This window comes from Ferrovibrio sp. GW821-FHT12B10 (assembly GCF_058807515.1).
In genome coordinates, this window is record NZ_JBXAQT010000001.1 from 2,684,974 (window position 1) to 2,698,257 (window position 13,284).

Annotated in this window: 10 protein-coding genes; 6 read left to right on the plus strand and 4 right to left on the minus strand. The window is 63.5% G+C overall.

All coding sequences use genetic code 11. The features are described from left to right. Positions 1–119 precede the first annotated feature (119 nt). The 3 genes from rph to hemW are packed head-to-tail and all read left to right on the plus strand — an operon-like array spanning position 120 to position 2,624. On the plus strand, positions 120–836 hold the full coding sequence (gene rph, locus AC1RRT_RS13565) for a ribonuclease PH (RefSeq protein ID WP_493014336.1): 717 nt from the start codon (positions 120–122) through the stop codon (positions 834–836). A 2-nt stretch (positions 837–838) separates the two neighbouring features. Continuing rightward, complete coding sequence (gene rdgB, locus AC1RRT_RS13570; protein WP_493014337.1) at positions 839–1,453, plus strand: RdgB/HAM1 family non-canonical purine NTP pyrophosphatase; 615 nt, start codon at positions 839–841, stop codon at positions 1,451–1,453. Next, the gene (gene hemW, locus AC1RRT_RS13575; RefSeq protein ID WP_493014338.1) at positions 1,437–2,624 is read left to right on the plus strand and encodes a radical SAM family heme chaperone HemW; all 1,188 of its coding nucleotides are present in this window, start codon (positions 1,437–1,439) and stop codon (positions 2,622–2,624) included. The genes rdgB and hemW overlap by 17 nt, the downstream gene beginning before the upstream one ends. Before the next feature lie 45 nt (positions 2,625–2,669). On the opposite strand, the gene AC1RRT_RS13580 is transcribed toward hemW, so the two are convergent. From AC1RRT_RS13580 to AC1RRT_RS13590, 3 genes are all read right to left on the minus strand, one after another. After that, a complete protein-coding gene (locus AC1RRT_RS13580; protein WP_493014339.1) occupies positions 2,670–3,791 on the minus strand; it encodes a DUF2855 family protein in 1,122 nt (373 codons plus the stop codon). 126 nt (positions 3,792–3,917) lie between these two features. Then, positions 3,918–7,061, minus strand: a complete 3,144-nt coding sequence (locus AC1RRT_RS13585) for an efflux RND transporter permease subunit (protein ID WP_493014340.1) — start codon at positions 7,059–7,061, stop codon at positions 3,918–3,920. Positions 7,062–7,082: 21 nt separating this feature from the next. Continuing rightward, positions 7,083–8,207, minus strand: coding sequence for an efflux RND transporter periplasmic adaptor subunit (locus AC1RRT_RS13590; RefSeq protein ID WP_493014341.1), 1,125 nt, complete (start codon positions 8,205–8,207; stop codon positions 7,083–7,085). Between the two features lie 164 nt (positions 8,208–8,371). Between AC1RRT_RS13590 and AC1RRT_RS13595 the strand changes: the two genes are divergently transcribed. The 3 genes from AC1RRT_RS13595 (at position 8,372) to AC1RRT_RS13605 (ending at position 11,800) form a co-directional block, all read left to right on the plus strand. Continuing rightward, positions 8,372–8,833, plus strand: a complete 462-nt coding sequence (locus AC1RRT_RS13595) for a DUF488 domain-containing protein (protein WP_493014342.1) — start codon at positions 8,372–8,374, stop codon at positions 8,831–8,833. A gap of 69 nt (positions 8,834–8,902) precedes the next feature. Beyond that, positions 8,903–9,856: a TAXI family TRAP transporter solute-binding subunit gene (locus AC1RRT_RS13600; protein WP_493014343.1), complete on the plus strand. Its 954-nt coding sequence runs from the start codon at positions 8,903–8,905 to the stop codon at positions 9,854–9,856. A gap of 81 nt (positions 9,857–9,937) precedes the next feature. Beyond that, the gene (locus AC1RRT_RS13605; protein ID WP_493014344.1) at positions 9,938–11,800 is read left to right on the plus strand and encodes a TRAP transporter permease; all 1,863 of its coding nucleotides are present in this window, start codon (positions 9,938–9,940) and stop codon (positions 11,798–11,800) included. 18 nt (positions 11,801–11,818) lie between these two features. On the opposite strand, the gene AC1RRT_RS13610 is transcribed toward AC1RRT_RS13605, so the two are convergent. Then, positions 11,819–13,258 carry an FAD-binding oxidoreductase gene (locus AC1RRT_RS13610; protein ID WP_493014345.1) on the minus strand — a complete coding sequence of 480 codons (1,440 nt, stop codon included), beginning with the start codon at positions 13,256–13,258 and terminating at the stop codon, positions 11,819–11,821. Positions 13,259–13,284: the final 26 nt, after the last annotated feature.

Here is a 13,284-nt window from a genome sequence, read left to right on the forward strand (position 1 = left end):
GGTTATGCTTCGGTGATATTGCATCGGGCCGGCCCGCTCAAGCGCATGGCTTGTAGGCTACCCTGATTTCCACTAGAAAAGCCGCTGCTTTTCAGAGTCATTCGCGAAGGAATACCGCCATGCGCCCGAGTGGCCGCACCGCCGATCAGCTGCGCCCCGTCCGTCTCGAAGCGGGCTTTGCCAAATATGCCGAGGGCTCCTGCCTGATCAAGTTCGGCGAGACCCATGTGCTGTGCGCCGCCACGGTCGAGGAAAAGGTGCCGCCCTTCCTGCGCAACACCGGCCGCGGCTGGGTGACGGCGGAATACGGCATGCTGCCGCGCTCGACCCATACCCGCACCGACCGTGAAGCCTCGCGCGGCAAGCAATCGGGCCGCACCCAGGAAATCCAGCGCCTGGTCGGCCGCTCCTTGCGCGCCGTCACCGATCTCAGCGGCTTTGGCGAACGCCAGATCCGTCTCGACTGCGACGTGCTGCAGGCCGATGGCGGCACGCGCACCGCGGCCATCACCGGCAGCTGGGTGGCGCTGCATTTCGCCTTCGCCAAGCTTCTGAAGGACGGCGCCATCCCCAAGATCCCCCTCATTGGCCAGGTCGCCGCCGTGAGTTGCGGCCTGTGCGATGGCGTGCCGGTACTCGATCTGGATTACCCGGAAGACAGCACGGCGCAGGCCGATGCCAATTTCGTGCTGACCGATACAGCTGCCATCGTCGAAGTGCAGGGCACCGCCGAGAAGCATCCCTTCTCGGAAGCCGAATTCACGTCGATGCTGCAGCTCGCCAAGAAGGGCGTCGCCGAGCTCATGATCCTGCAGCGCCAGGCGGTGGGGAAGTAAGCATGCGTCGCCGTTTCTCTGGGGACACGCTGGTCATCGCCAGCCATAACCAGGGCAAGGTGCGCGAGATCGGCGACCTGATCGCGCCCTACAGGGTGCGCGCCATCTCGGCCGGCGAACTGGGCCTGCCCGAACCGGAAGAAACCGGCGATACGTTTATTGCCAATGCCGAGCTTAAAGCGCTGGCGGCCGCGACGGCCGCGCAGCTTCCCGCCTTGGCGGATGACTCGGGCATGAGCGTCGATGCGCTGGATGGCGCGCCGGGGATTTACTCCGCGCGCTGGGCCGGGGCGTCGAAAGACTTCGGCAAGGCGATGGAAAAGGTGTGGAACGCGGTGCAGGACAAGGGCGCCGAGCCGCCGTTCGGGGCGCAGTTCGTCTGCGCGCTCAGCCTGGCCTGGCCCGATGGCCATGTCGAAAGCTTTGAAGGCATCATCCAGGGCAAGCTGGTCTGGCCGCCGCGCGGCCTGCATGGCTTTGGCTACGATCCGATGTTCCTGCCGCGCGTCAGCGACGACGAGACCCGCACCTTCGGCGAGATGCCAGCGGCCGAGAAGCATGCGATCAGTCATCGCGCGCTGGCCTTCCGGCAGCTGATCGATGCCTGCTTCGGCTGACATCACGCAGGTTCCGCCGCGCGGCTTTGGCCTATATGTGCACTGGCCCTTCTGCGTCTCGAAATGTCCCTATTGCGACTTCAACAGCCATGTGCGCGAGCAGGTGGATGCGAAGCGCTGGCAGGCGGCCTACTTGGCCGAGCTCGATCATTATGCCGAGGCTGGCATCGGCCGGGGCGAAACTGTCACCTCCATCTTCTTCGGCGGCGGCACGCCCTCGCTGATGCCGCCGGAGACGGCGGCGGCGATCCTGGAGCGCATCGCGCGGCACTGGACGGTATTGCCCGGCGCCGAAGTCACGCTGGAGGCCAATCCGAATTCGGCCGAGGCCGGCAAGTTCGCCGCTTTCGCGCAGGCCGGTATCAACCGGCTGTCGATTGGCGTGCAGAGCTTCGACGCCGCCGCGCTGAAATTCCTCGGCCGCGCCCATGATGCGGGCGAGGCGCGCCGCGCCATCGAGGCTGCGCAGAAGGCCGTGCCGCGCTACAGCTTCGACCTGATCTATGCCCGGCCTGAGCAGGACGAAGCAAGCTGGCGCGCCGAACTGACCGAGGCATTGAAGCTGGCCGGCGACCATCTCTCGCTCTACACGTTGACCATCGAGCCCAATACCGGTTTTGCCGGCTCGGTCGCGCGCGGCGTGCTGCATCCGATGGAAGCCGATGCGCAGGCAGCGCTGTATGACGTGACGCAGGCGATCATGGAAGACGCCGGCATGCCGGCCTATGAGATTTCCAATCATGCCAGACCAGGCGGCGAGAGCCGGCACAATCTGGTCTATTGGCGCAGCGGCTATTACATCGGCGTCGGGCCGGGCGCCCATGGCCGCATTCTCCGTCATGGACACTGGGCTGGCACGACGACGCGACGCAAGCCCGAGACCTGGCTGGAACAGGTGGAAAGCCTCGGTCATGGCCGCGAAAGCGAGACGCCGGTCAGCCAGGCCGAACGCGCCGAGGAAGCCCTGATGATGGGGTTGCGTTTAAGCGAAGGTGTTTATGCCAAGAATTTCCGCGCCGCCACCGGCCTCGATCTGGATGCAGTGGTGCCGGCTGAGCGCAGCGCGCCGCTGGTAAAGGCCGGCCTGTTGGAGCGCACACCAGAGAAGATCGTCGCGACGAAAGACGGCCGCGCCGTGCTCGACGGATTGCTGGCAAAGCTGCTGGCGTAAACAATCATCGTCATGCCCGCTTTCACGGGTATGACGGAGGAGGTCTCACTCCCACAGGCTCAGCATGTGGCCTTCATTGGGGTTGACCTTGCCGGCCAGCATGGTGGCGTAGACAGCTTCCACATTGGACAGGCTGTTGCCGCGATGCACGGTGAGATTCCTCTGCAGTAGTGGCAGGAAATCGGTCCAGGCCGAGGCCATCTTCATCTCCAGCCCGCCGGGGCCCCATTCCTTGCTGCGCTTGATGGCCTGGTCGGGAGCGAAGAAGAAGATCGGCTTCGCACCGGGCAGGTCCTTGCCGCCGGGCGGATTCATATCGCCATGCGACAGACCGACGGCGCAGCTGTATGTCAGGTCGTCGCCGTAATGCTCGTGCACGGCGCGGCGTAGCTCGCCGCTGCCGGCGAAATCGACATAGACGGTTGGCTGTTTCGGCAGGCTGGCGAGATCTTCATAGCCGACCACACGGTCATAGCAGCCCAGGCTTTCGACGAAGGCGCGGTTGCCAGCCGAGGTCAACCCGATCACCTCGACGGTTTTGCGCTTGTGGACTTCATGAGCGAGGCCATATGCGGTCTTGGCCGAGGCGCTGGAGATCACCAGGGTTTTCGCGCCAAAGAACTGCTGTTCAGTGAGGAAGTCGTCGATCAGGAAGGAGGTGAAATACAGTGGCCGCAGCAGGGCCTGGAGCGCTGCGAAATCCTCGGCAAAAGCCGGATCGCGGGTGACGCGCATATAGTGGTTGTAGGCTGGTGGCAGCTTGAGCCGATGCGGCGCGGATTCACGGAAGGCGTTGTCGGTGATCTTGGCCGGCTGCATCACCGCATGGCTGGCCATGGGGAAATAGCCGTAGATGCGTTCATCCACGGCGATACCATCGGCATTGGAGGCGATCACATCGCCAAAGCCCCAGACCGGAATGACGCCCCAGGCATCGTCGCCGGTAGGGAAGAAGCCCCAGTAGGACATTTTATCGCCCAGGCCGGCATAGGTGATGTTGTTGGTGGTGAAGGCGAAGCTATCGACCTTCAGGAGGATCTCGCCGGGCTTCAGGTCATCGGGCCGGAGGCGGGTGGTGACCGTGCGGGTCTTCGTCAGGTCCTGCTTGTTGACCTCGAAGACGGTGATGGTGGTTTCGGCTTTTGTCGCGGCAGTGGTCTGCGCCATGCTGTCCTCCCGTTTTCATCGATCCATGATGATATGACCAATCATGATATGGACAGGCGACGGGTATGTGACAAGCACCTGAAGGCCTGGTTCAGGTTCGGTTTTTAGACCGATTACTCGGCCAGATTATTCGGCGGGATGCTTTACCCCAGCGTCATCAACGACATCGGCATGACTGGATTTCAGCTTGCGATTGGCCCAGGCACCGAGATCGTCTAGATAGGTGAAGATCACCGGCGTGACTATCAGGGTCAGCAGGGTGGACGAGATCAGGCCGCCGATCACCGCATGGGCCATGCCGGCGGTCTGCTTGGCGCCTTCGCCGATGGCGAAAGCCAGCGGCAGCATGCCGAAGATCATGGCCAGCGTGGTCATCATAATCGGGCGAAGGCGGATCTCGCCGGCCTCCAGGATGGCGTCGGTGCGCGACAGCCCCTCGCGACGGGCGTGGTTGACGAAGTCGATCAGCAGGATCGCGTTCTTGGTCACCAGGCCCATCAGCATGATGAAGCCGATAATGGCGAACATGTTGAGCGTCGAGCCCCAGGCCCAGAGGCCGAGAATCACGCCGATCAGCGACAGCGGCAGCGACACCATGATGGCGATAGGCTGGAGGAAGCTGCCGAACTGCGAGGCGAGAATCAGGTAGATGAAGATGACCGCCAGAAGCAGGGCCGCTGCCGCGTAGCCGGCCGATTCCTTCATGTCCTTGGATGCGCCGCCGAACCAGAAGCGGTAGCCCGGCGGCATTGTCATTTCTTCCAATTTGGCCTGGATGGTGCGGCTGACCTCGCCCACCGGACGGCCATCGGTTGCTGCGGTGAGCAGCACCTCGCGTGCCAGGTCGCGGCGATTGATCTGGGTCGAGCCCGTCGAGGGCGTGATCTTCACAACTTGCGACAGCGCCACCATCTTCGGGTTGCCATCGGCATTCATCTGCGTGGAGGCGACATAGATGCGATTCAGGTCCGGCATGCCGGTGCGGTCGTCACGCGGCAGGCGCACAAAGACGTTGTAGTCTTCCGAATCCGGCGCCTTCCAGGTGCCGGCTTCCTCGCCGGCCAGCAGCGGCCGCAGCGTGGCGGCGATGGCAGTGGTGCTGACGCCCAGATCGGCGGCCAGTGCGCGATCGACATCCAGCGCCACGGTGGGCTTGTTGGCCTTCAGGCTGGATTCCAGATCGACGACACCGGGCACGGTGCGCATGATCGCCATGGCTTCCTGCGACAGCTTGTCGAGCTGGGCGATGTCCTGGCCCTTGAGCGCAATCATGATCGGCTTGTTCAGGCCGCCGCCCAGATTGGGCAGGCCGATATTGATATTGTCGATACCGGCGATCTGCCCCAGGCGTTTGCGGAACTGCACAGCCATCTGCTGCGGCGTGACGCTGCGCTGGTCGATCGGGATGAAGCGCACATAGAGCGTGGCGACATTACGGCGCGAGAACGGCCCGGCATTCAGCGAGCCGAAGGAATATTCGACCTCGGGAAATTCCTTCAGCGCGTCCTGCGCCTGTCGCAGCTTGGCTTCGCTGTACTCGATCGCGGCGCCGGGCGGCGTGGTGATTTCGATCAGGATTTCCGACAGGTCCGGTTCAGGCAGGAATTCGGTGCCGAGCTTGGACAACAGCGCGAAACTGCCGAAGAAGCTGACGGCGGCGATCACAAGTACGGCCCAGCGCCAGCGCAAGCTCCAGCCCAGGATGCGGCGATAGACGCGGCCGAGTCGCTCCATGCCCTTGTCGACCAGGCCGACCATGCGACCGACCGGTCCGCGCTTGGCGTCGGGCTGGCTGTCGGGGTCGTGCCAGACGCTGGAGAGCATCGGGTCGAGCGTGAAGGATACGAACAGCGAGATCAGAACCGCAACCGTGACGGTGATCCCGAACTGCAGGAAGAAGCGGCCGATGATGCCGCCCATGAAGGCGACGGGCAGGAAGACGGCGACGATGCAGAAGGTGGTGGCCAGCACGGCCAGCCCGATCTCGTTGGTGCCGTCCAGTGCCGCCTGGCGGTGGCTTTTGCCCATGGCGACGTGTCTTGTAATATTCTCCCGGACGACGATCGCATCGTCGATCAGGATGCCGATGGCCAGCGACAGTGCCATCAAGGTCAGCTTGTTGAGCGTGAAGCCGGCGGCATGCACGGCCGCCAGCGTACCGATGACAGCGATCGGCAATGTGAGGCCGGTGATCACCGTGCTGCGCCAGGAATTCAGGAACAGGAAGACGATCAGCACGGTGAGGATGGCGCCTTCGATCAGGGTGCGCTGCACGCCATTGACCGAGGACAGGATGGCGCGGCTGTCATCGCGCATGAATTGCATGGAAATATCGGACGGCAGGTCGGCCTGCAGGTCTTTCATGGCCTTCTTCAGGCCGGTGATGACTTCCAGCGTGTTGGAGCCCTGGACCTTGATGAAGCTGATCGACAGCTGGCGGTCGCCGTTGAACATGGCGACGGCATCCTTTTCCTCGGAGCCGTCTTCCACGACAGCGATGTCGGCAACGGTGACCGAGGTATTGCCCCGGCGGGCAATCACCAGTTCGCCCAAGCGGCGCGGATCGATGACGCGGCCCTCGATCTGCACGATCATTTCGGTCTGCGGGCGGGTCAGAGTGCCCAGCGGGATCTGCTGGTTCTCGGCCTTCAGCACGGCGACGAGCTGGTCCAGCCCGACGCCGTAGGCCTGCATTTTTTCCGGATTGGGCAGGATGTTGATGCGGCGCTTCACGCCGCCGACGATGAAAGCCTGGCCGACGCCGCGCACGGTCTGCAGGCGCTTGAGCACCACCTGGTCGGCCAGCGTGGTAAGTTCGCGCAGGTCGCGGCGCTCGCTGCGCACGGTGATCGAGGCAACCGGCTGGCTGTCGGGCGAGAAGCGGGTGATTTCCGGCGTCTTGATCTCGTCGCGGAAGCGCGGGGTGACCTGCGCGATCTTTTCGCGCACGTCCTGCACGGCCGCGATGGCGTTCACGGTCAACTCGAACTCGATGATGACGCTGGATCGGCCTTCCAGCGAGCGCGAGGTCAGCGTGCGGACACCGCTGATGGTGTTGACCGCATCCTCGATGGGGCGGGAGACTTCGCTTTCCACGCTTTCGGGCGTGGCGCCGGGATAGGCGGTGCTGACCACGACGATGGGGAATTCGACGTCGGGGAACTGCTCGACGCTGAGTTTGACATAGGCGAACAGGCCTACCACCAGCAGCGACGCCATCATCATGGTGGCGAAGACCGGATTGTTGACGCTGATGCGGGTCAGCCACATGGCGCGGCTCCTCTTTCTGGCTTACCGGCCGGCAATACGGGCGGCGAGCCCGTCGTTCAGGCGCAGGCCGGGGGTTGCCACCACCGTTTCACCATCTTCGACGCCCGACGAAATGCCGACACGGCCTTCGGCGGTGCCGCTGATCCCCACGGTGACGGCGCGGCGCTGCAGGCGGCCGTCCTTCAGCACATAGACGACGGCGGCGCCGTTTTCCTGGCGCACGGCTTCCTGCGGCAGAGCGACAATGCCGGTGGCTTCGGCCAGCACAGCATCGCCGGCGCCGAACATGCCGCCGCGCAGCACATGATTGGGATTGGGCAGCAGGACGAAGACCGCGATCGAACGCGAGCCGGTCTGCGCCGTGGGATTGATGCGGTCGATCTGCCCCTCGAAGACGCGGTCACCGAAGCCTTCGACATGCAGGGCCACTTTCTGGCCCACTTTGAGTTGCGGCACGTCGCGCGCGGGCACCAGCGCTTCCACCTCGATGCTGTCGAGGTCGGCGATGGCGAAGAGCTTGCCGTCGACGGCAACACGCTCGCCCGGATTGACCAGGCGGTCGGCCACCAGGCCGTCGATGGGGGCGTAGATGGCGGCGTCGTTCACGGCCTTGCGCGCCATGGTGAGCTGCTGCTCCTGGGCGGCAACGGTGGCGCGGGTGTTGCGCAGGGTGTTCTCGGCTTCGTCCATCGCGGTTTGCGACTTGATGCCGCGCTGGGTCAGCGTGACCGTCTTCTGGTGATTGATCTGTGCGAGGTTGAGCGCGGATTTTGCGCTGTCGAGATTGCTCTGCTTTTCACGCAGGCGGGCGGCGAGATCGGCGGTGTCGAGCCGGGCCAGCAGCTGGCCCTTCTTCACGCGCTCGCCACGCCGCACGGTGATCTCCTGCACCACGGCGGCGACTTCAGCGCGCACGATGCTCTGGTTCAGCGGCTGCAGACTGCCGCTCAGGCGCACCACCTGGCGCAGGTTGGCGCGGTTGGCCTGCACCAGATCGGCGGGCGAGAATTCCAGGCCATCGAATCTGGCGGTTTCGGCGGTCGCCACGGCCTTGGCCGGCTGGCGCCCCTTCAGAACATAGAGGCCGCCCCCGGCCAGCACGGCCAGCACCAGGACCGAGACACCAATCTTGACGCTACGCTTCATCTGTATCCCCCACGGCCCCGGCGGCGATTGTCCCACAGCTCTGTCCTTGGGGCCGGCCCGTATATATTAAAACGGATCACCCCCGTCCAACCATGCTGTAGTTACCCTTAGGTAACTGTAATTTTGATCACAAAAACTCTCGTAACCCCTCACAAGAGCGTGCCTTGGCCCTGACGGTCTTCAGCATCGGTCATTCCAACCAGACGGCAGAGCAGTTTGTGGCCCTGCTGCAGCAACATGGCATCGAGTTGCTGGCCGATATCCGCTCGGCCCCGGCCTCGCGCTTCGCCTCGCAATTCAACCGCGCGGCGCTGCGGCGCAGCCTGGAGGCGGCGGCGATCGAGTATCGCTGGCTGGGGGCGGCGCTGGGCGGCAAGCCGCGGGCGCCGGAGCCGGTTTTCGCCGCGGGTATCGGCGAACTCCTTGATCTGGCTGCGACCCGGCCCATCGCGATGATGTGCGCCGAGCGCGATCCGCGGCAATGTCATCGCACCCATCTGGTGACGCCGGCCCTGCTGCAGCGCGGTGCGAATGTTGCGCATATCCTGGGCGACGGCGCGCTGCTGCCGCATGACGCGCTGCAACAGCTCCAGAAGCAGGATCCGAAACAGGGCAGCCTGTTCTGATCTCTGCTTGACGTTGGGACAACGCATACGCAGACTTCCCGTATAAAAATTACATAAAGGGAGGATCACATGCAGTATGGCAGCTTCACGCGCGCCGTTGGCGTTGCGACCGTTCTGAGCGTTCTGGCTTTCGGGGCGCAGGCCCAGACCTACAAACTGATGACTGGCCCGCAGGGCGGCGTCTGGGTGCCCATGGGCGGCACCTTCAAGGCGATGTTCGAAAAAGCATTGCCGGGCAGCACCGTGCAGACCCTGCCGGGCGCGGGTATCGCCAATGTGAAGGGCATCGAGGAAAACAAGGCCGAGTTCGGCTTCGGCAACTCGACCTCCACCGTGGACGCACTGGAGGGCCGTGCGCCTTTCGACAAGAAGGCGACCAATGTCTGCCAGATCGCCAATCTCTATCCACAGTATTTCCAGATCGTCGCGCTGGCTGATGCCAAGGTCGATAAGGTGGCGGATGCCAAGGGCAAGAGCATCGCGGTGCAGACCCGCGGCAATACGGCGGAAGCCATCTCGGCGGATATCCTGAAGGCCAACAGCCTGTCCTATACCGACATGGCGAAGGTCAACTTCATGGCCTCCTATAACGATGCAGCCGCCCTGCTGCAGGACGGGCATGCTCAAATCTTCACGCTGGGCACCACCATTCCAGCCGCCTCGGTGATGGATCTGGCGTCCTCACGTGGCGTCAAGCTGGTGCCGGTGTCGGATGCGGAAGTCGCGGCGATGAAGAAAATCAATGCCGGCTATGTGAAGGGCACCATCCCCGCCAACACCTATCCCAAGCAGGACAAGGACGTACCGGCGATTGCCTATTCGGCGCATTTCATTGCGTCGTGCAAGCTGCCTGAGGACAAGATCTACGCCATCACCAAGGCAATGGCGACGCAGATGGCCGACATGGTGGCGATCAACAAAGCGATGGCCAAGATGACGGTGAAAGACATGGCCGAGGATATCGGCGTGCCCTTCCATCCTGGCGCGGCCAAGTATTACCGCGAAGTCGGTGCGCTGAAGTAACTGTTTTGAGGCGACTGACCGACGTTGCCTGTCGCAACAGGCAACGTCGGTGCTTTTTTTGTGTTCCGGGGGGAACGTGAGATGGACGGCAGGACCCAGACCCTGATCGGGCGTATCGTGATGCCGATCGGCGTGACCATGGCGCTGTATCATATGTGGGTGATCGCCATGGGGCCGCCCCAGGCGCTGATCTTCCGCGGCACCCATCTGGCCTTCGCCATGGTGCTGGTCTACCTGCTCTATCCCTTTGTCGAGGTGAAAGACGGCAAGCGGCGCTTCATCTGGCTGGATGCGCTGTTCTTCGCTGGCGGTACACTGGCGCTCGGACATCTGTTCATCGACTACGACTATTTCATCAACCGCATCATCTATATCGACGATCTCAAGCCGCTCGATATCATTGCCGGCCTGGCACTGGTGATCGTGGTGCTGGACGCCACCCGTCGCGTCATCGGCTGGGCATTGCCGATCACCGCGCTGGTCTTCATGGGGCACGCCCTGTTCGTCACCCGGGTCGATCCGCTGACGCTGCTCGATCAGCTCTACATGACCACGGAAGGCGTCTTCGGCTCGACGCTGGCGGTCTCGGCCGCCTATGTGACGATCTTCGTGGTGTTCGGCAGCGTCATGGAGCGCACCGGCACCGGCAAGCTGTTCATGGACTTCGCACTGGCGCTGACCGGGCGGCAGGCGGGCGGACCGGGCAAGGTCTCGGTGGTGTCTTCCTCGCTGTTCGGCACCATTTCGGGCTCTGCCGTCGCCAATGTGATGGTCGACGGGCCGATCACCATTCCGCTTATGAAGCGTTCGGGCTTCACCAAGCATTTCGCCGCCGGCGTCGAGGCCGTGGCGTCCACCGGCGGCCAGATCATGCCGCCGATCATGGGCGCCGCCGCCTTCGTGATGGCGGAGTTTCTGGCGGTCAGCTATTTCCAGGTCACGGTCTGGGCGCTGATCCCGTCGATCCTCTATTACGTCGCCTGCTTCGGCGCGGTGCATTTTGAGGCCAAGCGGCAGGGCCTGGTCGGCCTGCCCAAGCATGAAGTGCCGCGTTTGCTCAATGTGCTGAAAGAGCGCGGCCATCTGTTCATCCCGGTCGCCATCATCCTGGGCGGCATGATCGCCGGCTATTCCGCGCCCTATTGCGCGCTGGCCGGCACGCTGGCCTGCTTCCCCGTCGCTCTGCTGCGCGCAAGCACCCGTGAAGGCCTGCATTGGGGCCTGATCCCCGAGGCGTTGGAAGACGGTGCGCGCAATACACTGTCCGTGGCGATGGCTTGCGCCTGCGCCGGCCTGGTGATCGGCTCGATCACCCTGACCGGACTGGGCCTCACCTTCACCAACTGGCTGATCGGCTTGTCACAGAACAGCCTGCTGCTGGCGCTGGTGCTCACCGCCGTGGCCGGAATCATTCTTGGCATGGGCATGCCGACCACGCCGGCTTATATCGTCATGGTATCGCTGATGGTGCCGGCGATCATGAAGTTGGGCGTGATCGAGCCAGCCGCACATATGTTCGCCTTCTACTTCGCCATCCTGTCAGCCATCACGCCGCCGGTGGCGCTGGCGGTCTACGCCGCAGCGAGCCTGGCGAAATCCGACTTGTGGAAATCGGGCTGGGCGGCAGTGAAGATCGGCGCCGCCGGCTTCATCGTGCCGTTCATGTTCGTGTTCCAGCCGGCACTGCTGATGATCGGCGAATGGACTGAAATCCTGCATGCCACCATTTCGGCGGTGGTCGGCATCGCCATGCTGGCGGCCGGCCTGCACGGCTTTCTCCGTACGCATCTGCGCAGCTACGAGCGTGTCATGCTGATCGTCGGCGCGCTGGCGATGACCCTGGTGCCGGGCTGGATCGGCGATGCCGTGGGTGTGGCGTTACTGGTTGTGGTGCTGGTCGGCCAGAAACTGCAGCCCAACCGGATGGCGCCGGCTACCGAATAAACGCGACAGGTGAACCCTTTACGGGTTCACCACCTTGCCCGGATTCAGGATGTTGTCGGGGTCGAAGGCGCGCTTGATCTTGCGCATCATCTCGATCTCTATCGGTGATTTGTAATGCACAATCTCGTCGATCTTCATGCGTCCGACGCCATGTTCAGCCGAGATCGAACCCCGCATCGCCGTGGCGATGTCATGCACGATGGTGTGCACGGCGTCCCAGTGCTTGAGGTATTCAAGCCGGTCCCAGCCGACGGGTTGCGAGGCATTGAAATGCACGTTGCCGTCGCCGATATGGCCGAAGGTTACCACGCGGATGCCGTCGAGATGCGCCTCCACGGCTTTCGTGGCCTTCTCGATGAATTCCGGCATCAGCGACACCGGCACCGAGATGTCGCATTTGATCGAACCGCCTTCAGGCTTCTGCGAACTGGACAGCAGCTCGCGCAGCTTCCAGAAGGCGGCGCGCTGGGTATCGGATTGCGCAATCGCCGCATCCAGCACCAGGCCCTTTTCAAAGCCTTCGGCCAGGATGGCTTCCATGGTCTCGCCAATGGTGCCGTCATCGCGGCCCGAGCTGAATTCCATCAGCACATACCAGGGATGGCGTTCGGCCACCGGGTCGACGGTACCTGGATTGTGCTTGAGCGCGAAGTCCAGTGAGATGCGCGAGATCAGCTCGAAGCCGGTGACCTGGCCGCCAGTGGCGGACTTGGACATCGCCAGCAGCTCGATGGCGGCGGCGGGATTGGGAATGGCGGTAAAGGAGGTCGCCATCGCCTTGGGGGCGGGATGCAGCTTCAGCACCGCGGCGGTGATGATGCCGAGCGTGCCTTCGCCGCCGATGAACAGGTCCTTCAGCGCATAACCGGTATTGTCCTTGCGCAGGCCCTTGAGGCCGTTCCAGATCTGCCCGTCGGCCAGCACGACCTCCAGACCCAGCGCCAGTTCGCGCGTGTTGCCGTAGCGCAGCACCGCGTTGCCGCCGGCATTGGTGGATAGGTTGCCGCCGATGGTGCAACTGCCTTCCGACCCGATCGAGAGCGGGAACAGGCGATCAACCTCGCGGGCGGCCTGCTGCACCTGGCTCAGGATGCAGCCTGCTTCCACGGTGATGGTGTCGTTCAGCGGATCGATGGCGAGAATCTTGTTCATGCGCTGCAATGAAAGGATGATCTCGTCATTGCTCATGAAGGGGATGTTGCCGCCGACCAGGCCGGTATTGCCGCCCTGCGGCACCAGTTTGGTGCCGGTCTCGCGCGCCAGCTTGATGATGGCGGCCACTTCTTCCGTATTGGCGGGACGCAGCAGCATCGGCGACGCGCCGACATAGAGGTCGCGCTGCTCGCGCAGATGCGGCGCCAGGATGTCGGGATCGGTGACCCAGCCCTTGGGGCCGACGATGGCCTTGAAGCGGTCGAGCAGGGCGGCGGAAAGCGGGGTGGCGATGGGTGCGTTCATGACGAATATATTAGCGCTTTGAAAGT